Source organism: Sagittula sp. MA-2 (assembly GCF_030126985.1).
In the GTDB taxonomy this organism is placed as follows: Bacteria; Pseudomonadota; Alphaproteobacteria; order Rhodobacterales; family Rhodobacteraceae; genus Sagittula.
In genome coordinates this window covers 528,093-549,343 of the sequence record NZ_CP126145.1, presented here as the reverse complement: position 1 = coordinate 549,343, position 21,251 = coordinate 528,093, and the positions used below count along the sequence as shown (strand labels likewise).

Annotated in this window: 20 protein-coding genes; 10 read left to right on the top strand and 10 right to left on the bottom strand. The window is 67.2% G+C overall.

The features are described from left to right. Window positions 1–50: 50 nt before the first annotated feature. Window positions 51–1,844 (top strand): ABC transporter transmembrane domain-containing protein, encoded by a 1,794-nt coding sequence (locus tag QNI11_RS02860; protein ID WP_283982265.1) that lies wholly within the window; start codon window positions 51–53, stop codon window positions 1,842–1,844. Between the two features lie 504 nt (window positions 1,845–2,348). On the opposite strand, the gene QNI11_RS02855 is transcribed toward QNI11_RS02860, so the two are convergent. Continuing rightward, window positions 2,349–3,914, bottom strand: a complete 1,566-nt coding sequence (locus tag QNI11_RS02855) for a bifunctional UDP-sugar hydrolase/5'-nucleotidase (protein ID WP_283982264.1) — start codon at window positions 3,912–3,914, stop codon at window positions 2,349–2,351. Window positions 3,915–4,125: 211 nt separating this feature from the next. Between QNI11_RS02855 and QNI11_RS02850 the strand changes: the two genes are divergently transcribed. The 4 genes from QNI11_RS02850 to arsC are packed head-to-tail and all read left to right on the top strand — an operon-like array spanning window position 4,126 to window position 6,285. Beyond that, window positions 4,126–4,464 (top strand): DUF952 domain-containing protein, encoded by a 339-nt coding sequence (locus QNI11_RS02850; RefSeq protein WP_283982263.1) that lies wholly within the window; start codon window positions 4,126–4,128, stop codon window positions 4,462–4,464. After that, the gene (locus tag QNI11_RS02845) at window positions 4,461–4,889 is read left to right on the top strand and encodes a DUF1330 domain-containing protein (RefSeq protein WP_100927958.1); all 429 of its coding nucleotides are present in this window, start codon (window positions 4,461–4,463) and stop codon (window positions 4,887–4,889) included. Before QNI11_RS02850 ends, QNI11_RS02845 begins: the two co-directional genes overlap by 4 nt. Then, a complete protein-coding gene (locus tag QNI11_RS02840; protein ID WP_283982262.1) occupies window positions 4,886–5,944 on the top strand; it encodes a quinone-dependent dihydroorotate dehydrogenase in 1,059 nt (352 codons plus the stop codon). The genes QNI11_RS02845 and QNI11_RS02840 overlap by 4 nt, the downstream gene beginning before the upstream one ends. Continuing rightward, the gene (arsC, locus tag QNI11_RS02835; protein ID WP_283982261.1) at window positions 5,935–6,285 is read left to right on the top strand and encodes an arsenate reductase (glutaredoxin); all 351 of its coding nucleotides are present in this window, start codon (window positions 5,935–5,937) and stop codon (window positions 6,283–6,285) included. Before QNI11_RS02840 ends, arsC begins: the two co-directional genes overlap by 10 nt. 20 nt (window positions 6,286–6,305) lie before the next feature. Here the strand turns inward: arsC and QNI11_RS02830 are convergent, their stop codons facing one another. From QNI11_RS02830 to QNI11_RS02805, 6 genes are all read right to left on the bottom strand, one after another. Further along, complete coding sequence (locus QNI11_RS02830) at window positions 6,306–8,327, bottom strand: enoyl-CoA hydratase-related protein (protein ID WP_283982260.1); 2,022 nt, start codon at window positions 8,325–8,327, stop codon at window positions 6,306–6,308. After that, window positions 8,324–9,601 (bottom strand): acetyl-CoA C-acyltransferase, encoded by a 1,278-nt coding sequence (locus QNI11_RS02825; RefSeq protein WP_283982259.1) that lies wholly within the window; start codon window positions 9,599–9,601, stop codon window positions 8,324–8,326. The genes QNI11_RS02830 and QNI11_RS02825 overlap by 4 nt, the downstream gene beginning before the upstream one ends. Window positions 9,602–9,806: 205 nt before the next feature. Beyond that, the gene (locus tag QNI11_RS02820; RefSeq protein ID WP_283982258.1) at window positions 9,807–10,469 is read right to left on the bottom strand and encodes a phosphoribosylanthranilate isomerase; all 663 of its coding nucleotides are present in this window, start codon (window positions 10,467–10,469) and stop codon (window positions 9,807–9,809) included. A 73-nt stretch (window positions 10,470–10,542) separates the two neighbouring features. Next, window positions 10,543–10,902: a LapA family protein gene (locus tag QNI11_RS02815; RefSeq protein WP_100927964.1), complete on the bottom strand. Its 360-nt coding sequence runs from the start codon at window positions 10,900–10,902 to the stop codon at window positions 10,543–10,545. Between the two features lie 3 nt (window positions 10,903–10,905). Next, window positions 10,906–11,187 (bottom strand): integration host factor subunit beta, encoded by a 282-nt coding sequence (gene ihfB, locus QNI11_RS02810; protein WP_005860332.1) that lies wholly within the window; start codon window positions 11,185–11,187, stop codon window positions 10,906–10,908. Window positions 11,188–11,434: 247 nt separating this feature from the next. Then, window positions 11,435–11,746, bottom strand: a complete 312-nt coding sequence (locus QNI11_RS02805) for a hypothetical protein (RefSeq protein ID WP_100927965.1) — start codon at window positions 11,744–11,746, stop codon at window positions 11,435–11,437. Between the two features lie 174 nt (window positions 11,747–11,920). Between QNI11_RS02805 and QNI11_RS02800 the strand changes: the two genes are divergently transcribed. Beyond that, entirely contained in the window at window positions 11,921–12,067 is a 147-nt protein-coding gene (locus tag QNI11_RS02800) for a hypothetical protein (protein WP_157814932.1), read from the top strand. A 136-nt stretch (window positions 12,068–12,203) separates the two neighbouring features. Here QNI11_RS02800 and rpsA read toward each other — a convergent pair whose 3' ends face one another. Continuing rightward, complete coding sequence (gene rpsA, locus QNI11_RS02795; RefSeq protein ID WP_283983476.1) at window positions 12,204–13,961, bottom strand: 30S ribosomal protein S1; 1,758 nt, start codon at window positions 13,959–13,961, stop codon at window positions 12,204–12,206. A gap of 244 nt (window positions 13,962–14,205) precedes the next feature. Between rpsA and QNI11_RS02790 the strand changes: the two genes are divergently transcribed. Beyond that, a complete protein-coding gene (locus tag QNI11_RS02790; protein WP_100927966.1) occupies window positions 14,206–14,904 on the top strand; it encodes a ZIP family metal transporter in 699 nt (232 codons plus the stop codon). 55 nt (window positions 14,905–14,959) lie between these two features. Here QNI11_RS02790 and QNI11_RS02785 read toward each other — a convergent pair whose 3' ends face one another. Beyond that, window positions 14,960–15,910, bottom strand: coding sequence for a CorA family divalent cation transporter (locus QNI11_RS02785; RefSeq protein WP_283982257.1), 951 nt, complete (start codon window positions 15,908–15,910; stop codon window positions 14,960–14,962). Between the two features lie 555 nt (window positions 15,911–16,465). Between QNI11_RS02785 and QNI11_RS02780 the strand changes: the two genes are divergently transcribed. Continuing rightward, window positions 16,466–17,647 carry an alpha-D-ribose 1-methylphosphonate 5-triphosphate diphosphatase gene (locus QNI11_RS02780; protein ID WP_283982256.1) on the top strand — a complete coding sequence of 394 codons (1,182 nt, stop codon included), beginning with the start codon at window positions 16,466–16,468 and terminating at the stop codon, window positions 17,645–17,647. A gap of 301 nt (window positions 17,648–17,948) precedes the next feature. After that, window positions 17,949–19,208: a glycosyltransferase gene (locus tag QNI11_RS02775; RefSeq protein ID WP_283982255.1), complete on the top strand. Its 1,260-nt coding sequence runs from the start codon at window positions 17,949–17,951 to the stop codon at window positions 19,206–19,208. 188 nt (window positions 19,209–19,396) lie between these two features. On the opposite strand, the gene QNI11_RS02770 is transcribed toward QNI11_RS02775, so the two are convergent. Next, window positions 19,397–19,921 carry a DUF3576 domain-containing protein gene (locus QNI11_RS02770; RefSeq protein ID WP_198521828.1) on the bottom strand — a complete coding sequence of 175 codons (525 nt, stop codon included), beginning with the start codon at window positions 19,919–19,921 and terminating at the stop codon, window positions 19,397–19,399. 281 nt (window positions 19,922–20,202) lie between these two features. On the opposite strand from QNI11_RS02770, the gene QNI11_RS02765 reads away from it, so the two are divergent. After that, the gene (locus QNI11_RS02765; protein WP_283982254.1) at window positions 20,203–21,192 is read left to right on the top strand and encodes a porin; all 990 of its coding nucleotides are present in this window, start codon (window positions 20,203–20,205) and stop codon (window positions 21,190–21,192) included. Window positions 21,193–21,251 lie beyond the last annotated feature (59 nt).

The following is a 21,251-nucleotide window of genomic DNA, read 5'->3' as shown; positions in this document are numbered from 1 at the left end:
GACGCCTGCCGTGGCCACAACGCCACACGCGCGATGACGAAGGAGAGGACATGGCCCGTACCCCGGCAAACGCCCCCGGCGAGGAGCGCGAGAAGTCGAAGAACGTCGGCGCCCTGCGCGCGCTCTGGCCGTTCGTCCGTCCCTACCGGGCGCTGGTCATCGCCGCCATCGGCGCGCTGATCCTGACCGCATGCGTCTCGCTGGTGCTGCCCATGGCCGTGCGCCGGGTGGTCGACAACTTCAATGCCGAAGGCGCGCTGCTGGACAAGTACTTCGCCGCCGCACTGGGGATCGCCGCGCTGCTGGCGGTGGGCACGGCGATGCGCTACGCGCTGGTGACCCGGCTGGGCGAACGGGTCGTGGCCGACATCCGCAAGGCAGTCTTCGACAAGGTGATCGGCCTGTCGCCCTCGTTCTACGAGAAGGTCATGACCGGCGAGGTCCTGAGCCGCATCACCACCGACACGACGCTGATCCTGTCGGTGATCGGCTCCTCCATCTCCATCGCGCTGCGCAACGTGCTGCTGTTCTCGGGCGGGCTGGTGCTGATGCTCTTCACCTCGCCCAAGCTGACCGGCCTCGTGCTGCTGATCGTGCCGCTGGTGGTGGTGCCGATCCTCGTGCTGGGGCGCCGGATGCGGGTGCTGAGCCGCGAGAACCAGGACTGGATCGCCGCCTCATCCGGCAACGCGTCGGAGGCTCTGAGCGCGGTGCAGACCGTGCAGGCCTACACGCATGAAACCCTGTCGCGCGCCGCCTTCTCCGACGTGACGGAGAAAAGCTTCGTCGCCGCCAAGAAGCGGATCTGGACCCGCGCCGCCCTGACGATGATCGTCATCTTCCTCGTGTTCACCGGGATCGTCGGCGTGCTCTGGATCGGGGCGTGGGACGTGCGTGCGGGCGACATGAGCGCCGGTGTGCTGATCCAGTTCGTCATCTACTCCGTCATGGTGGCGGGCGCCGTGGGCGCGCTGTCGGAAACCTTCTCCGAACTGCAGCGCGCCGCCGGTGCGACGGAGCGGCTGGTGGACCTGCTGCAGGCAGAGGACACGGTCAACGACCCCGCCCAGCCGGTGGCGCTGGCCGCGCCCGTCCGCGGAGAGATAGTCTTCGACGACGTGCACTTTTCCTACCCCTCGCGGCCCGGCGTCTCGGCGCTGGACGGCGTGTCGCTGCACATCGCCCCGGGCGAGACCGTGGCGCTGGTCGGCCCCTCCGGTGCCGGCAAGACAACCATCGTGCAACTGATCCAGCGGTTCTACGATCCGGCCTTCGGACGGGTGACGCTGGACGGCGTGGCGCTGACCGAGATGTCGCGTGACGCCTTCCGCCAGCACATCGCGCTCGTGCCGCAGGACCCGGTGATCTTCGCCGCCTCCGCGCGCGACAACATCCGCTTCGGCCGCCCCGACGCGTCGGACGCGGAGGTCGAGGCTGCAGCACGGGCCGCGGCCGCGCACGACTTCCTGACCGGGCTGCCGGACGGCTACGAGACCTGGCTGGGCGAGCGCGGCGTGATGCTGTCGGGTGGCCAGAAACAGCGCGTGGCCATCGCCCGCGCGATCCTCCGCGATGCGCCGGTGCTGCTTCTGGACGAGGCGACCTCGGCGCTCGATGCCGAAAGCGAACGGCTGGTGCAAAGCGCCGTCGACACGCTGGCCGAAGGTCGGACCACGGTGATCGTCGCGCACCGTCTGGCCACGGTGAAGAAGGCGGACCGCATCGTGGTCATGGACCACGGCCGGATCGTGGCACAGGGCACACATGACGCTCTGGTGGCGGAAGGCGGCCTCTACGCCCGTCTGGCCCGCCTCCAGTTCACCGAGGGCATGGCCGCGGAGTGAACGAGCGAATTACGTGACCATTCAGAGCGCAGGTCGCGCAGCCGTCCTGATCTCCCGCTGCCTGCCCTGAACATCTGACGTCACCCAACCGCCAGCCGCGCACGATGCAACGTATCGCGCCGCCCGCGCGGGACCGCGCTGCAACCTTTTGACCGCCGGCACCTTCGCGCGTTGCGGCCCCCAAAAGACCGACGCGCAGGGCGGCGCATAGCCCCGCCCTGCATCCGGTCAATCGCGCTGCAGCGTCACCAAGCTGAACATCCCCTTTCTCTGATCGTCGGCAAGGGGGCTTTGCCCCCGGCTCTTCGAGCCTCCCCCAAGGTATTTCCATCCAGGTGAAGCCGCGGCCACGCTTCGCCGAGGCGTCTCCTTCATCTTCGTCCACCCCCCCGGCGGTTGCCGCAGGCAGCGGGGCCGGAGCCTCCATCTCGCCTTTGAGGCACCTCCAATGAAAAAGGGCGGCACCTTGCGGCACCGCCCTCGTTCGGAATTTGAGGTGTGATCTTACTCCGAGCCAAGGACCTTGATGCGGCCGTCGGTGTAGGGCGCGTAGGGGCCCTGCTCCGCGAGGTATTCCGCCGTCACGTCGGCGAGGTCGGGGCCGAAGTCATAGGCGTTCTGCGCGTCCACGAACATCTTGTAGCCGTCGCCGCCGTTACGGACGTAGTTGTTGGACACCACGCCGTAGGTCTTTTCCGGATCGATGGGTTCCCCGCCGACCATGACCTCGGAGATCCGGCTGCCCGGTTCTGCGGAGGGATCGACGGTGAAGGAAATGCCCGCGACCTGCGGGAAGCGGCCGCCGCCGTCTTCCATCTGGCTCACGCCGTTCTCCAGCGCCTCGACCAGGGTCGCGCCGGTCACCTGGAAGGTCGACAGCGTGTTCTGGAACGGAAGAACGGTCAGCACTTCGCCCATGGTTACCTCGCCCGCGTCGATGGACGCGCGCAGGCCGCCGCCGTTGGCGATGGCGACCTCGATGCCCTGGTCCTTCACGCGGTCCAGCATGGCGTCGGCCACGAGGTTGCCCATCGGACATTCCACCGCGCGGCAGACCGACCGGTCGCCCTCGATGGCGTCGGAGGTTTCGGCCACGACCTCGTTGCGGATCTCGTCCAGCGGCGCTGCGGCCTCGGCGATGCGCGCCTTGGTGCCCTCTTCTTCGGCCACGCTGCCGTCCAGCAGGATCGGCTCGCCCTTGGCTTCGGTGATCACGCCCTCGTCGTCGAAGACCACGTTCAACTCACCGAGGAACTTGCCGTAGGCGTAGGCCTGCACGATGGCGGTGTCGCCAACCATGACCGGGTACGGGCCCTTCGCGCCTTCCTGCGTGTTGGACAGGAGCGAGTTGTCGTGACCGCCGACGATCACGTCGACGCCGGTGGTGTTCTCGGCCACCTTCTTGTCGACGTTCAGACCGGAGTGCGACAGGACGATGATCTTGTTCACGCCCTCCTCGGTCAGCTTGTCGACCTCGGCCTGCACGGCCTCGGACGGGTCGGTGAAGATGATGTTCTTGCCGGGCGATGCCAGCTCGTCGGTGTCCTGCGGGGTCAGGCCGATCAGGCCGATCTTCTCGCCGCCCTTCTCGATCACCGTGGACTTCATGATCGAGTCCTTCAGCAGGTCCTCGCCGGAGATGTCGGCGTTCGACATCAGCACCGGGAATTCCACCGCATCAACGAAGCCGCGCAGGACCTCGGGGCCGTCGTCGAATTCGTGGTTGCCCACGGTCATCGCGTCGTAACCCATCTGGTTCATCATCTCGGCGGCAAGCTTGCCCTTGTAGTAGGTGTAGAACAGCGTGCCCTGGAACTGGTCGCCGCCGTCCACGAGGATGTAGTTGTTGGTCCGGGTCTTGGCCTCGTTGATCGCGGTCTGCAAGCGTGCGGAGCCGCCGAAGCACTCACCGGCGTCGTTGTCCTCTGCCGAGCAGCCGGAATCGTAGGCCGAGATCGGCTCGAACCGGGCGTGGAAGTCGTTGGTGTGCAGGATGGTCAGCGAATAATCGGCGCTCGCGGCACCCGCGATCAGGGCGAATGCGGCGGCGCTGGTCATCAGGCGGTACATGAAAGACCTCTCTGTCAGAACTGTTTTATCTCGTCAGCAGACCCCGGTTGGACCAAAGAGTCAAAGCCTGAAACCGCATATCGCAACGTCAGGCGACGATTCGATGACGGCGGTGCACGAATGCGGGTCACGGGGCCTTGAGCCCCACGACTAGGCCGCCGCGGGCAGGCCGGGGATTGACCGGCGGCACGATCCCCGGCAACAGGATGACATGCTGATTTACAAGATCCTGAGAGCCGACGAGTGGTCGGACCTGCGCGCCCGGGGCGCAACCGAGGGCGCGCCGGTGGATATCGCCGACGGCTTCATCCATTTCTCGACCGCCGAACAGGCGCGGGAAACCGCGGCGAAGCACTTTGCCGAAGAGGACGGGCTGATGCTGGCGGAGCTGGAGACCGACCGCATGGGCGATGCGCTCAAATGGGAGGAATCCCGCGGCGGCGCGCTCTTCCCGCATTTCTACGGGCCGCTGACCCTGGCGCATGTGACGTGGTGCCAGCCCCTGCCCCTCAGGGATGGCGTCCACCAGTTCCCGGAGACCTTCGCGTGAGCCATGTCGATCCCACGCGGGCGCAGTTCGACGCCTTCAAGGGGCTCGACCGCGACGAGCCCTGCGAGATGCTGAACCTCGTGCGCCTGCGTGACCGGGCCGCCTATCCGGAGGATCACCCGCTCAGCGGCGCGGGCCTGACCGGGGCGGAGGCCTACGCCCGCTACGGGGCCGAAAGCGGTCCGGTCTTGGCGAAGGTCGGCGGGCACATCCTCTGGCGCGGCGGGTTCCGCACCACGCTGATCGGGCCGGAGGGCGAGGGCTGGGATCACGTCTTCATCGCGCGCTACCCGTCCGCCCATGCCTTCATGGCGATGGTCAAGGACCCGGACTATGCCCGCGCGGTGATCCACCGGCAGGCGGCGGTGGCCGACTCGCGGCTGGTCCGCTGTGCCCCTGCCGAGACGGGGGAGGTGTTCGGATGAACGCGCTTGAACGCATCGGGCTGGGGGTCTTGCACCGGCTGGACCCGGAGGACGCGCACACCTGGGCGCTGCGTGCGCTGAAGGCCGGGGTCGCGCCGCTGCCCGGGCTCGTGACCTCGGAACGCCTCAGGACAGAGGTGGCGGGGCTTCATCTGACCAATCCGATCGGGCTGGCCGCCGGGTTCGACAAGAATGCAGAGGCGCTGATGCCGCTGTCGCGCGCGGGCTTCGGGTTCGTCGAGGTCGGCGCCATCACCCCGCGTCCGCAGCCCGGCAACCCGCGCCCCCGGCTCTTCCGGCTGACGGAGGACGCGGCGGCGATCAACCGCTTCGGCTTCAACAACCAGGGCATGGAGGCGGCGGCCTCCCGGCTGAAAAACCGCCCGCGCGACATGGTGCTGGGTCTGAACCTCGGCGCGAACAAGGACAGCGACGACCGGGCGGCGGACTTCGCCAAGGTGCTGGGCCGCTGCGGCGCGTACCTCGACTTCGCGACGGTGAACGTGTCGTCGCCCAACACCGAAAAGCTGCGCGACCTGCAGGGGAAAGAGGCGTTGTCCGCCCTGCTGGCAGGGGTGATGGCAGCGCGGGACGCGCTTCCGAAACCGCTGCCCGTCTTCCTCAAGATCGCGCCCGACCTCGATGCGCAGGGGCTGGAAGACGTGGCCGATGTTGCGCTGTCTTCAGGCGTGGCGGGTGTGATCGCCACCAACACGACGCTGGCGCGCGACGGCCTGCGGTCGGCGCACAGGGGCGAGACCGGTGGACTGTCAGGGCAGCCGCTGTTCGAGAAATCGACCCGCGTTCTGGCGCGCCTGTCGCAGCTAACCGAGGGGCGTCTGCCGCTGATCGGCGTGGGCGGGGTGTCGACGGCAGAGCAGGCCTATGCCAAGATCCGGGCGGGCGCCTCGGCAGTTCAGCTTTACACGGCGCTGGTCTACGGTGGCCTTGGGCTGGGCGCAGAGATCGCCCGCGGCCTTGATGCGCTTCTCGCGCGGGACAATTTCAGGACTGTCGCCGACGCTGTCGGCACGGATCGGGAGAAATGGCTATGATCCTCTGGCACAATCCGCGCTGCTCCAAGTCGCGCGAGGCGCTGAAGCTGCTCGAAGACAAGGGCTACGAGGTGGAGGTCTTCCGCTATCTCGACACGCCGCCGTCGTTCGAACAACTCGAGTCGCTGCACAAGGTTCTGGGCGTCCCCGCCATCGAGATGGTCCGCACCAAGGAGGCCGCCTTCCGCGAACACGGACTGTCGAAGGACGACCCGGACGAGGCGCTGCTGAACGCCATGGTGGCTGAGCCGAAGCTGATCGAACGCCCGATCCTCGTGCGCGGCAACCGTGCCGTCATCGGCCGCCCGCCGGAACGCGTGCTGGACCTCGCCGCCGAGTAAGGCGCGGCCAAGGGATGGAGCTAAGCCAGCCCGCCCCAGCCCGCATCTGGCATGAAGCGTTCGCCGTGCCGTGCCGCCAGCGTACGCAGGCGGTCAGGCACCCCGCCCCGCACCTTCGCATAGTGCAGCGGCCCGCCGCGGAACGGCGCGAACCCCATTCCCAGCACGGCTGCGGCGTCGGCGGTGTCGGCGTCCGCCACGATCTTGCGTCGCAGCGAACTTGCAGCGGCATCGCAGATCGGCAGGACAAGCCGGTCAGAGATATCGGGTGAGGCAGGCTCCACCGGCAACAGGGGCGGCTTCTCTCCCTTTGCGTAGAGGTAAAGGCCGGTGCCCGTGGCGATCCCGGTGTGTCCGTCCTCGACCATTTCGGGCAACCAGCCGGGGATGGCGGCGACCGCGCAGTCGGATGTCTCGGTCACCGTGTGGAACAGCGCGAGGCAGCGATCCAGACCCAGCTTGTCCGCCAGCGTGACCGGGCCCATGGGCATGCCGAACCCCAGCGCCGCGCAGTCCAGATCGCGCTTGTCGTGGCCTTCGTCGATCATCACCATCGCCTCCATCAGGTAGGCGGCGATCAGGCGTTCCACCAGGCCGACGGGCGCGTCCATCACGGCCAGCGGCAACTGGCCCAGGCAGGTGATGAAGGCCGCCAGCCGGGCGCGTGTCTTCGGATCGGTCTGGCGATGCGCCGTGACCTCTACCAGCCCGGGCACGTCCTCGGAGAACCGCAGCCCGGCAAGGCGCGACGGGCTGCGGACAAGACCGGCAAGTTCGGCAAGCCGCAGGTGCGGCGTGGCACTGACCAGAAGGGCCCCGCGTGCCATCACGTCGGCCAGCGCCCTGTGCAGTTCGTGACGGTCGGCAATCTCTTCGTCGCCGGTGGCGATCACAAGGTCCGCCCGCGACCGGCCATGCCCCTTGGGATCGGGGATCAGGCGGTCGAGCGCCGCCTGCCGGTCCGCTGCCGGGCGCCCCGTCTCGTCGCACAGACGCGCGGTCCGGTGCACCGCCTGCCCCAGCTGGTCGAGCGACGGGTCCTCCAGCGTCACGCGCAGGCCACCGGCAGCAATGCAGGCGGCGATTTCGGTCCCGCGCTTGCCGGCGCCGATCACGTGCACCGTGCGGATCGGTTCATCGTTCCGGGCCTCCAGCGCGGCGCGCAGACGGGAAACGCGGGTCAGGTTGCGAGACGCGGCGGATTCCGCCAGGCGGGAGAACGAGGCAGTCTCGGCCTGCTGCATGGCCTTGGGGTCGAACCCGTGTTCCTCCCACAGGGCGATCAGCGCGAAGGGCGCCGGGTAGAAGGCATAGGGCGTGACATGCTCCGACTCAGAGCGCAGGCGGCTTGCGGACATGCGGCGGGCGGGACCCAGACGCATGGCCGCGGTGCGCAGGCTTTCCGTCCGGTCCAGCCGCCGCTCCACCGCCGCGCGCACGGCTTCGCTGACGTGGCACTCCGGCACAAGCGCATCGACGAGACCTAGGGCCTTGGCCCGCACGCCGGTCAGCGGCGCGCCGGTCAGCATCATCTGCATCGCCTCCAGCGGGTCCATCATCCGGGTCAGGCGGACCGTGCCGCCCATGAACGGATGCAGCCCGAGGCAGATTTCCGGGAAGGCGCAGGTCATCCCCTCGATCCCGATGCGGTGGTCGCAGGCCAGCGCAAGCGACAGGCCGGTGCCCGACGTGCGGCCGTGCATCACCGCGACGGTGGCGCAGGGCAACCCTGCCAACCGGTCGAGCACGCTGGCCCCCGCCTCTGCCAGGTCCTGCGCCGCCGCGCTCTCGAGGTCGGTCAGGTCTTCCGGCGGCAGCCCGTCGGCCAAGCCCTCGGGCCTGCGGGCGCGCAGGATCACGGCATCCGGCATGTCGGCAGCGATGACGTCGAGCAGCCGGTTCAGTTCGTCGAGAACCTGCCGGGTGACGCGGTTTGGACCGGCCCGGGCGCAGTCCAGCCAAAAGGTGACCTGACCGCCCTTCCGCTCGGGGCGCCAGTTCTCCGTTTCCGGGAACGCGTTATCCGGCACCAACGCGGTCATGCCGGCTCCATGAGCAGAGCCGCACCTTGACCGCCCCCGATCGACGCCATCGCAACGCCCTTGTTCACACCGCGGTTCCCCATGGCATGGGCCAGATGCAGCACCATCCGGCAACAGTCGGCGCCCACCGGCAGCCCGAGCGCAATGGCCCCGCCGTCGACGTTGAGCCGGTCGGGATCGATGGCGCCAGTCGCCCCGTCAAGGCCAAGCGTGTCCCGGCAGAAGGCGTCATCCTGGGCCGCCGCGGCACAGGCAAGAACCTGGGCCGCAGTCGATTCCTTGATCTCCCACAGACCCACGTCCTGTGCGGTCCATCCGTTCCGCGCCATCGCCGGCAGGGCCGCCATGATGGGCGCGATACCGGCATCCGCTTCCTGCGCGCCCGCGATGGCACTGTCGCTCACCCGGGCAATCGGGGTCAGTCCGAAATCGTCCACGGCCGTCTCGGAGGCGACCATCAGCCAGCAGGCCCCTTCCCCGGGCACCGCCGCATTGCCGGTCGTCAGGCTGCCGAAGGGCGCATCCGTCAGGGGGCTGAGCCGCGCCAGACGCTCGGCAGAGACATGCGCCAGCGCGCGGTCCGACGAGGTGACCTTGCCGTCCGCATGGAACGCGGGCACCACTTCGGCCTCGACACGGCCGGCAGCAATCGCATCGGACAGACGCGCATGGCTTTGCGCGGCATAGGCGTCGGTGCTGGCCCGGTCGATCCCGAAGCGGTAGGCGGCTGTCTCGGCGGCACGGATCAGGGCCGGGTTGCTGGCGGGTCCATCGGGTTTGCGCCCGGGCGCGCGCACCGGCAGAAGGTACTCGGGGTGGCCGTCCGCCAGCGCCCGGACCCGGGACAGCGGCGCGCGGCGGCTGGCCACTTCGCCGAACCACGAGGACGCCTCTGACCGATAGACCATCGGTGCACGGCTGGGCACGTCCGCCCCGCCCACGAGCACGATGTCCTTGTGCCCCTCGCTCACCATGCAGAGCGCAAGGCTCAGCGCCTGCATCCCGGCGCCGCAATTGTCCCGCAGTGTCAGTGTCTGGCAGGCGGGAGGCAGTTCCAGCCGCTGCACCGCATCGCGCGCCAGATCGCCCTCCGTCTCGGTCGGGGCGGTGGCGACGATGGCCATGCCGATGGCATCGCCGGGCACGGGCTGGCGCAGGAGAAGCTGCTGCCCGCACTGCACCGCAAGATCGGCCGCGGAAAACGCGGATTCCGTTCCGAGTGTGGGCTGAAATGGCGTCCGGGCGCCGTCGACGATGAACACGGGACGAGTCATGTGCGGCTCTGACCCACGCTGCTTCTGCCGGCTCCGGCACGCTGGCGCACCGGTGTCATCGTGTCATTCATCATGCCCGTACGCCTCCAACACGTACAACGCGTGCAAGGGTGCAATGTTCCGGAACCCAAGGAAAATCCGGAGGTCGGAGAGCGAAGAACGCGCCCATGCCGACGGACCGCCGCCGCGCTGCAGCGGGGTGGGATCAGAGCCGCGGCACGGCCTCCGCGCCCTGCGCGGCACGGACAAACGCCGCGATCCTGGCCGGATCCTTGACCCCGGTCGCGGATTCCACACCGCTCGAGACATCGACCTGCGCGGCGCCCGTCATGGCCACAGCGCGGTCCACGTTCTCCGGAGTCAGCCCGCCGGCCAGCATCCACGGTTTCGGCCAGCGGCGCCCGGCGATCAGGCGCCAGTCGAAGGCCAGCCCGTTGCCTCCCGGCAGCGTGGCGTCCTTCGGCGGCTTCGCGTCGATCAGCAACTGGTCGGCGACCTGCGCATAAAGCCCGAGCTTCGGCAGGTCTTCCTCCGACGCCACGCCCACCGCCTTCATCACCGGCAGGCCAAAGCGGGCGCGGATCTCCGTCACCCGCTCCGGCGTCTCGTGGCCGTGAAGCTGCAGCATGTCGAGCGGCACGTCTGCCACGATCCGCTCCAGCAGGTCGTCGTCCGGATCGACCACCAGCGCGACCTTGGCCAGACCCGGCGGCGCCGTCACGGCAAGGTCGCGGGCGGTCTGGATCGCGATGTTGCGCGGGCTTTTCGGGAAGAAGACGAAACCGCAATAGGCCGCGCCGGCGGCCACCGCTGCCTCCACGTCGCCCGGGGTCTTCAATCCGCATATCTTGACGCGCACGTCGGCCATGGTTGCCTCCGTTCAGGGCCGGGCCGCGGCGTTTCGTGGGAACGCCGTGCATCCGGGACAGGCTGGCAGCCCGTCAGTGAGACTGGTCGAGGATCGCCAGGACTTCGTCCTTGTCCTTGTCGCGCTCATCCTGAGTCCGCTTGAGCTTGCGCTCCAGCGTCTTGACCTCGGCCTTCTTGCGCGACGCTTCGGCGCGGTACTTGTACTCGCGCAGCCATTCGAACAGCTCGCCGATGGCAAAGCCCAGAAGCAGCCCGCCCAGCACGACGATGAACAGCGGCACCTCGACGGACAGGGCCAGCCAGCCCATGCCCGGGATCGCCGCCAGGCCGTCGGGCAGCGTGCTCAGCGTCACGGTTCCGCGGTTGGCGAGACAGACGACGACCAGCACGATGGCCAGCACCGCGTAGATGGCGTAGCGAATGTAACGCATTGATTATTTCCCGTTCAGGCGGTCCCGCAGAAGCTTCCCGGTCTTGAAGAAGGGGACGTGTTTCTCTTCGACCTCAACGGAATCTCCCGTACGGGGGTTCCGACCGATCCGTGCGTCCCGCTTCTTGACCGAAAACGCCCCGAAGCCCCGCAGCTCGACCCGATCGCCCCGGGCCATGGCGTTGGTGATCTCTTCGAAGATCGTGTTCACGATCCGCTCTACGTCACGCTGATACAGATGCGGGTTCTCGTCCGCAATCTTCTGGATCAGTTCAGATCTGATCATCTCACTTCCCCCTCGTCGTGCCTTCGGTTCTCGAGACACGTTAGGTGGGACTATACGCATCTGTTTTCGATACGGGAACAGGGGAAACCGTGGGAAAACCGTGATTTTGCAGCGGTTTGCGAGCTTTTCGCGTCAAAAGTGTGTGGATATCGCAACGATCAGGCACGTCCCTGCCCGGCCCGCCCGCGGCGCCCCGCCCGGCTGCCGCGACGATTCGCGCCGCTTGACCGGGTGGCTGGGTGCGTCATCACTGGCAGACGGCGGCGAACTCCGTCCGGCCCTTCGCGTCCCTGCCGCCCGGCTTGAAGTAGATCAGCCGCATGCCGCCCTCCGCGCAGGTCTGGGCGGCGCGGCTCTTCACCTCCCCCTCGGACCAGGCCGCACCGTAACGGCCGCGCAGCTGGTTCTGGCCCTGCACGGTGACAGGTTTCATAACGAGGTCGGTGCCGGTCTGCGGGGCATTCTGGCGGATGCCGGGATCCTCGGCCGGCAGAACGATGTCCTGAGCCGCTGCCGCCGTGCACACGCACAGCCCGACGATCACGATGGCCATCCGCATGGCGCCCTCCCCCGGTTTCCGTCGCGTCCGACGATAGGAAATCGTCCGGCAGGATGCGAGCGCTTTCGTTGCCGCACTTGCCGCAGGATCCGGAGCGGCAAGACGCAGGAACCGGATCGCCGAAATCCCGTGCCCCGACCATCCTGAAGGCATCCGAAACCATGGAGAACCCTCATGTTCCGACGCCTGTTCCGCCGACGCCCTGAACGCCAGCCCCTTGTGAACGGCCCCCACCTCGACGCCCGAATCCGCCGCGACCTGAACCTGCCGCCCCGCGCACCGGGTGACCGCTGGTCGCCGCCGGACTGGTGGATGCGATAGCCGCCGCTGCACTACGGCACAGCGACCCTGTCAAAGCCGATCCTTTGGCGCGTACAGGTCTGGTGGATCCCGCACGACCAAAAGAAAAGGCCCCCGCCGAAGCGAGGGCCTTTCCCAAATTCAAAAGGTGAGACGATTACTCGTCGCCGCCCTTCAGGGCCGCGCCGAGGATGTCGCCCAGCGATGCGCCGGAGTCGGAGGAACCGTACTGTTCAACGGCCTCTTTCTCTTCGGCGATCTCGCGTGCCTTGATCGACAGGCCCAGACGGCGGGTCTTCATGTCGATGTTGGTGACGCGAACGTCCACCTTGTCACCGACCGAGAAACGCTCGGGGCGCTGTTCGGAGCGGTCGCGGGACAGGTCGGAACGGCGGATGAAGGACTTCATGCCTTCGTATTCCACCTCGATGCCGCCGTCCTCGATGGCCGTCACTTCGACGGTCACGATGGAGCCGCGCTTCACGCCGCCGGTTGCCTCGGCGAACTTGTCACCACCCAGCGCCTTGATGGAGAGCGAGATGCGCTCCTTCTCGACGTCGACTTCGGACACCACGGCCTGGACGATGTCGCCCTTGCGGTATTCCTGGATGGCTTCCTCGCCGCGCTGGTCCCAGCTGAGGTCGGAGAGGTGCACCATGCCGTCGATCTCGCCCGGCAGGCCGATGAACAGACCGAATTCGGTGATGTTCTTGACCTCGCCCTCGACCTGCGTGCCCTCGGGGTGCGTTTCGGAGAACACTTCCCACGGGTTGCGCATGGTCTGCTTGAGACCAAGCGACACGCGACGCTTGGTCGGGTCGATTTCCAGCACCATGACGTCCACTTCCTGCGAGGTGGAGACGATCTTGCCGGGGTGCACGTTCTTCTTGGTCCAGGACATCTCGGAGACGTGGACCAGGCCCTCGACACCGGCTTCCAGCTCCACGAAGGCGCCGTAATCGGTGATGTTGGTGACGCGACCCTTGTGGACGGAGCCCAGCGGGTACTTCACGCCGACCAGATCCCACGGATCTTCCTGCAGCTGCTTCATGCCGAGGGAGATACGATGGGTTTCCTTGTTGATCTTGATGACCTGCACTTTGACAGTCTCACCGATCGACAGGATCTCGGACGGGTGGTTCACGCGGCGCCATGCCATGTCGGTCACGTGCAGCAGGCCGTCAACGCCGCCGAGATCGACGAATGCGCCATACTCGGTGATGTTCTTGACCACGCCGTCAACCGAATCGCCTTCCTGCAGCTTGCCGATGACTTCGGCGCGCTGTTCGGCGCGGGACTCTTCGAGGATCGCACGGCGCGACACCACGATGTTGCCGCGGCGACGGTCCATCTTGAGGATCTGGAACGGCTGCTTTAGACCCATGAGCGGGCCTGCGTCGCGCACGGGGCGCACATCGACCTGGGAACCGGGCAGGAAGGCCACGGCACCGCCGAGGTCGACGGTGAAGCCGCCCTTGACGCGGCCGAAGATCGCACCTTCGACGCGTGCGTCGTCTGCGTAGGCTTTCTCGAGACGGTCCCATGCCTCTTCGCGGCGGGCCATCTCGCGGGAGATGACGGCTTCGCCACGGGCGTTTTCGGCGGCGCGGAGGAAGACCTCCACTTCGTCGCCGACCTGAACGTTCGGCTGCTCGCCGGGTTCAGCGAATTCCTTCAGCTCGACGCGGCCTTCCATCTTGTAGCCTACGTCGATGATGGCCTGGCCCGCTTCGATTGCGATGACCTTGCCTTTGACAACCGAACCTTCGTCCGGGGTGTCCATTTCGAGGCTCTCGTTAAGGAGGGCTTCGAATTCTTCCATGGATGCGTTTTGAGCCATGTGGCGTGTGTTTCCTTTACATCGGTCTATTCTGGCCGAGCGGTTGTCTCCGCCGGTCTTGGGTGGGTTGGTCATTTCAGGCATGCCGCAAAACAAAGAGGGCCGGTGGTTCCGGCCCTGCTCGTCCTTGCCGCGGCAATTCCTGCCTTGTCGACGCTCGCGCGTATAGCTGGCGGTGGGCGGCGGGTCAAGGCAAAGGCGCGCGAAGGCGGCCCTGTTCACGACCGGCACGCCACTGTGATCTGAGACGACCGGCTCGTCCAACAGCGGCGCACAACGATCGCCGGAACCACTTCGTCCCCCACGGCATTCACCCGTCATGACCGTGTTCCTCGTCGTCCTGATCGTCTCTTTCGCCCTTCTCGCCGGGGCCTTGTGGGGCGCGTACCTGCATCTTGGCGACCGGACCGAGGGCTTCATCGTCGCCATGGCGGGCGGCGCGCTGATCGTCTCGGTCATGGACGAACTGATCCGTCCGTCGACGGAAAGCGCGCCGCTCTGGATCGTCGTCGGGGCGGTGGCGGCGGGCGCGGTGGTGTTCACCGGCCTCGACGTCTGGGTGAAGCGGGCCGTGTCCGGTGCCGGGGGATTCGGCCTCCTCTTGGCGGTGACGCTGGACGGCATCCCCGAAAACCTCGCGCTCGGGACCGCGCTGATCGGCGCGGGGCCTCTGGAGGTCGCGGCGCTTGCCGGGTCGATCTTCCTGTCGAACCTCCCCGAAGCGGCGGGCGGCGCGCGGACCATGACCTCTGACGGGATGCCGAAGGCCAAGGCCGTGGCTCTATGGGCGGCGACCGCGACGCTGCTTTCGGCGGCGGCACTCGGGGGCTATTTCGGACTGGAGAGCGCCTCCGACGAATGGATCGCCGCCATCCGCTGCTTTGCCGCGGGCGCGGTGACGGCAAGCCTCGCGACCGAGGTCTTTCCGCAGGCGTTCCGTGAAGACCGCTACTGGACCGGCATCGCTGTCACGGCGGGCCTTCTGATGGCGCTGCTGTTGGGGCAACTGGGCGGCTGACTCGACGGGCGATGCGCCATCATGCGCAGGGCAGCGCCGTTCGCTCACATGCCCGTCATAGCCACCTTTTCCAGCGGAAGAACAGGAAACTCCCGAGTGCAGACCCCGCCATCAACCCGGTCGCAATCAACCAGCCCCACGGCTGGTCCATGCCCGGCACGTAGGGAAAGTTCATACCGTAGATCGAGGCGACCAGAGTCGGCGGCAGGAACAGCACCGCGACCACCGACAGCGTGCGGTTGGCGTCCGACTGCTGCAGGCTTACCATACCCAGAATCACATCCGTCACATGCGCCACGCGCCCGGTCAGGAAATCGGCATGGACCACGAGCGAGCGGATGTCACGGGTGTGGGCCTTCAGCACCTGCTTCAGCCCCTGCCCGGCCTTCGGCGGCAGGTTCAGCGAAAAGGTGGTCAGCGCCCGCTCCAACGACAGCAGTGACAGCCGGTAGTTGGCCAGTTCCTCGCCCCGGCGGCCGACGATGCGGATCATTTCCTCAAGCAGGTCCTCCGGCTCGTCGCCCTCGAACAGGTCCCGGGCTGCCTTGTCCAGTTCCCGGCCCGTGCCTTCGATCAGGTCGGCGATGCGGGCGACGATCTCCTCGATCAGGCCGAGGAACAGGTGCAGATGCGTGGCGCATCCGGCGCTGGAGGTGACGGCATGATCCGGGAAGGTCTCGAACGAGCGCGGCGTGTGGTAGCGGACGGTGATCATCCGCTGCGGCGACAGCATGAAGGCCACCGGACCGAAGCCGCGCTTGCCGTCGGCGCCGGTGCCGGGCAGCGCGACGGTCAGCACCTCCACCTCGCCGGTGCGGTAGAGGCGGTTGGACACCTCGATCTCTTCCATGTCGGCAAGGCTCGGCACCTCGAAGCCAAGCGCACCGACCCGGGCCGCCTCCTCCGTGGTGGGTGAGGCAAGGTCGATCCACCGGGCCCCGTCGAGCGGGACATCCGCCTGCGCCGGAGTGAGAGTGGCGTTGTCGATGAAGAAAGCACGTAACATCGCGCGCAGATTGGCGCAAAGCGGGCGGCGGGTACAGATGGGTCAAGGCGACAGTTCGGTGACGCCACGCAGGTGTGCGGGACCGGGCACATCGGTGTCGCGATTTGAGGGAGGGGTTTCGATGGTGGGCGATGCGGGCGTGGGGCTGTTCATTGCCAAATTTTGCTTCTGCACGGGATGGGCCGGCCCACTGCGTTCACGAAAAGGCACATCCGCCGCGGAACGTCTCGAGACATGGACGGTCCGCGGTCATTGACCGGAGGCGCGGGCGGCGATCCTCTGACGGACCTGGCGCTTGGCGAAACGCGGGTCTCGGATCACACATCTCATGGCGGCCGGGGTGGCGGCGGCGACGAAGACTGACCCCCTGATTCGCCGCAAGACTGCCGCCCCCGCCCGCAGCCCCGATACGCACAGGCCGCCAGCGACCCAAACCGTTGAGCGCGCGGCGAAAGGCGGCGCTTCTCCACATGCCGTCCGCACAGGGCCCATGTCACCCCGTTGATACATTGCCGCGCTATACGCGCAGGACCCCGACCGTATCGAGCAGGACCCATGACCACCCCGCCCTCCAGCCTGCGCCTGACAGGTGCCACGGTGCTCCGTGACGGCGCTCTTCAGCAGCGCTCCGTGGCGTTCGAGGATGGCCGGATTTCCAAGGGTCCCCTGCCCGAGGTCGACCTGAGCGGCTACCTCGTGCTGCCGGGGATCGTCGACCTGCACGGCAGCGCCTTCGAACGCCACCTTGCCCCGCGTCCCGGCGACGCGATCCCTCTGGACACCGCCCTGCGCGCCACGGACCTCGATGCCGCCGCCAACGGCGTGACCACCGGGTGGATATCGCAAGCCTGGAGCTGGGAAGGCGGCAACCGCGCCCCGGACCGGGCCGAGGCTCTGCTGCGCGCGCTCGATGCCTACGGCCGCCGCGCGCTGACCGATCTGCGGGTGCAGATCCGTTGCGAGACGCACACCGCCGACACGCAGGACCGGCTGCTGGCCGCGGTCCGGCGGCACCGGGTCGACCTCGTGCTCTTCGCCAACACGCTGGACGAGGCGGGCCTTCTGGCCGAGGTCGATCCCGTGCGGTTGGCGCAATGGGCATCGCAGGCCGGTCGCACGCCTGAGGACCACCACGCCGCCGTCCGTGCCGCACGCGCCATGCGCCGGGATGTGCCGCGCTTCCTCTGCCGGCTGGCGGAGGCCTTCGATACCCTGGGCGTCAGCTACGGCAGCCTGCGCGATGCGGACGGCGAGACGCGGGAATACCACTCGCAGATCGGCGCGAAGCTGTGCGTGTTCCCGGCGCGTCGCGCCGCTGCCGCGCTGGCCAAGGCGGTGGGCGATCCGGTCGTCCTTGGCGCGCCGGACCTGCTGCGCGGCGGTGTGCGGCCGGGATGTCCGGGCAGTCTGGATCTTGTCCGGCAACGGCTTTGCGATGCGCTGGTCTCGGACCACCACTACCCATCGCTGCTGCAGGCCGCGTTCCGGCTGGTGGACGAGAACATCCTCGACCTGCCGCACGCTTGGGCGCTGATCTCGGCCGGCCCGGCAGAAATCCTGCGGCTGCCGGACCGGGGCGTGATCGACTATGGCCGCCGGGCCGACCTTGTGGTGGTGAACCCGCGTACCCGCGCGGTGGAGGCGACGGTCTGCGAAGGCCGGATCACCCACCTGGCGGGCGAGGCCGCGGGCCGTTTCCTCGGGTCCCGCGCCTCCTTCCGGCTTGCGGCGGAGTAGACCGGCCGGCTTTTTTCACACGGCTGTCACCTGGGGTCACACGGATGTCATGCAGCGCCTCTAGGAGGGGCGCGCGAGTGTGACCGCAGACCCCAGGGGCCCGGATTTCGAACCCCGGGATCGCTTTTTCAAAGGTGTTTCGACCAGACGTTTGCATGACCTGCGGGCGGCCTTCGGGCCGCCCTTTTGCTTTCCGCGCGCCACGCCCGCGTCAAACCGCTTCACATCGCTGCCCTTCCCGCCTAAAGTGCCGCCCGAAGCGCCCCTGTTCAGAGGGCGCGGGCGTACCGAGGGCGAGCATATGAAGATCCTGTTGATCCACCAGAATTTCCCGGGCCAGTACAAGCACCTGGCGCCCGCTCTGGTGCGGCAGGGCCATCAGGTCGTCGCGCTGACTTGCAAGGTAAAGGAACCGCAGGTCTGGCAGGGCGTCCAGGTGGTGCCCTACGCGATCAACGGGCAGAGCACGCCGAAGATCCATCCGTGGCTCGCCGATTTCGAAACCAAGCTGGTGCGCGCCACCTCCTGCTACCGCGGCGCCAAGGGGCTGAAGGCACAGGGGTTCGAGCCGGACGTGATCTGCGCGCACCACGGCTGGGGCGAATCCATGTTCCTCAAGGACGTGTGGCCCGACGCGCGCCTCGGCCTCTACTGCGAGCTTTACCACCTGACCGAACAGCCCTTCCTGCACTTCGACCCGGAGTTCCCCTCGAAGAGCCCGGAGGCCGACGTGCTGCGCATCCGGATGAAGAACCTCAACAACCGCCTGCACGAGGAGGTCATGGATGCCGGGATCTCGCCCACCGGGTTCCAGGCCTCGACCTTCCCCGAGCACTGGCAGGAGCGGATCACCGTCGCCCATGACGGCATCGACACGCAGACGGTCCGTCCCGACCCGGGTGCGCGGCTGGCGGTGTCCGACGACCTGACACTGACGCGGGACGACGAGGTCATCACCTTCATCAACCGCAACCTTGAGCCCTACCGCGGCTACCACATCTTCATGCGCGCCCTGCCCGACATCCTGAAGCGGCGCCCGAACGCGCATGTGGTGATCCTGGGCGGCGACGAGGTTTCCTACGGGTCCAAGCCGCCCAAGGGCCAGACGTGGAAGCAGATCTTCATCGACGAGGTCCGCGGGCGCATCGCCACGCCGGACTGGAACCGGGTGCACTTCCTCGGGCGGGTGCCATACGACCGCTTCCTCGCGATGCTGCAGGTGAGCCGGGCGCATGTCTACCTGACTTACCCCTTCGTCCTGTCGTGGTCGCTGCTGGAGGCGATGAGCGCCGGAGCGGCCATCGTCGCCTCGGGCACCGAACCGGTCCGCGAGGTGATGACCGAAGGCGAGAACGGGCTGATGGTGGACTTCTTCGACCGCGACGCGCTGGTGGAGCGGCTGTGCGCCCTGCTCGACGACGCCGATCTGCGCGCCCGTCTGGGCGCCAACGGGCGCGCCTTCGTGCAGGAGCACTACGACCTCGCCTCCGTCTGCCTGCCGCAGCACCTCGAGTGGGTGGCCCGGCTGGCCGAGCTGGAGCCGCGTCCCGTGCGGGACTGAACCGCTTTCCTGCCAAGACAGACGCCGGCCGCTGTCGTGGCGACTTTGCAGGCTGCACCGTTCTTTGGTATTTTGCCAAGATGAAGGTCGGGGTCCGCGCCCGAGATACACCGCAGGCGAGGCGGGCCGGACATGCAAAAGGCCCGGACGGAGCCGGGCCTTGTCACTCCTGCCGCTTCAGCCCGGGGTCAGAGCCGTGCGTCGCGGGCGCGCAGCTGGCGGGCGCGGGTGAGGATCGCGTCCTCGATGGCGCGGACGGTGGAGGCCGAGGCCGGGCCGCCGCGGGTGGCCAGCGTGACGTTCAGCGACCGCGCGTCGAGCGCCGGGTCGTTGATCAGGATGGTCGCACGGTAGGGCTGGCTGCCACCCGGAGGGGTGCCGTAGCCGGTGGTGATGACGCCGGTGAAGGGATCGACCGTTTCAATCGGCAGGAAATTCAGCACTTCGAGCGAGGCGTTCCACAGGTACTTGTTGACCGAACCGATCTGCCCCTGGTCGCCGCGCGGCTTGAAGATGTCGAAGATCGAGGAGTCCGACCGCCCCTTCGCGCCTTCGCGTTCCTGGATCTCGGCGAGGATCTCGTCGTTGGTCGGCGTGTTCACCGCCGCCTGACGCGCACGCGGGCCGCCAAGCCCGCATCCCGCTTCAAGCAGAACGATTCCGACAAGGCCCGCCCCAAGCAGGATCCGCGAGGGTACTCTGCGCTTGCTCATAAGGTGTATCTCCCTGTCGTGACCGTTCCGAACTGCCTCCTGCATCTCATTACAAGCGCAAAGGGCAACCGGCAACCCGTCAACGATCGGCAGCTTTTCGCGCAACAAATGTCACAAACGCCCGGCCATCCAGTGCTTTGTGGCAATTGCGCATCACTGATCCGCTTTGGACGGACGAGCCTTTTGAGCGGGTTGCACTGAAGGACCCTCGGGGCGCATAGAAAGCACATCAAGGCCGGGGCACCGGCTTGGTACGTGCCTTTGAACACATGAGGGAAACAATGAAAAAGATCCTGTTCGCGTCCACCGCTCTGGTCGCATTCGCAGGCGCAGCCGCGGCAGAAGTGACTGTCACCGGTGCTGCCGAAATGGGTATTATTGGTGGTAACCGCTACGGCACCGCCGCCAACGACGATGGTGTGACCCAGTTCTTCACCGACGTCGACGTCACCTTCACCATGTCCGGTGAAGCCGACAACGGCCTGACCTTCGGGACCAAGGTGAAGTTCGAGGAAGCTCAGAACGGCATCGCAACCCAGGAAGAAGACGACTTCGCAGTCTGGGTCGCATACGGCAACGCTCGCCTCGACATGGGCGACACCGACGGTGCGTTCGACTGGGCCATGCAGGAAATGAACCTGGCAGCCGGCTCCATCGACGACTCCGAGACCGAGCACCCGGGCTTCAACGCCAACTCCGGCTTCGACGGTCGTGAAGATGGCCAGATCGCGCGCTTCACCTACACCTTCGGTGACTTCGCAGCCGCTCTGTCCGCCGAAATCGACGACGACCCGAACGCTCAGCCGATCGCACCGTCCGTCGACCCCGACTCCGACGATGACGTTGTCTGGGGCCTCGGCTTCAAATACTCCGGCGACCTCGCAGGCACCAAAGTCAACGTTGGCCTGGGTTACCAGGACCAGAACGACTTCGGTTCGCTGATCGGTCTGTCGGTCGATACCACCCTGGCATCCGGCTTCAAGATCGGTGCGTCCTACTCCGAGCTGGACTACGAAGCTTCGGGCGCAGACAACCAGACGCACGCCGCAATCGGCATCGGTTACGAGATGAACGCTCTGTCCGTCGGCCTGAACTACGGTAAGTACGACAACGTCGGCGGCGTCGACGGTGCAGAAGCAGACGGCTACGGCCTGGCAGTTGCATACGACCTGGGCGGCGGTCTCGCAGTTCAGTTCGGCTACGGCAACGGCGAAGATGCAGCCGGCGACGACTGGGACTCCTTCTCGCTGGGTCTGGCAATGTCCTTCTAAGGACACCAGCCATTCGGCTTAGGGAAGAGCGGGCGCTTGCGTCCGCTCTTTTCTTTTGT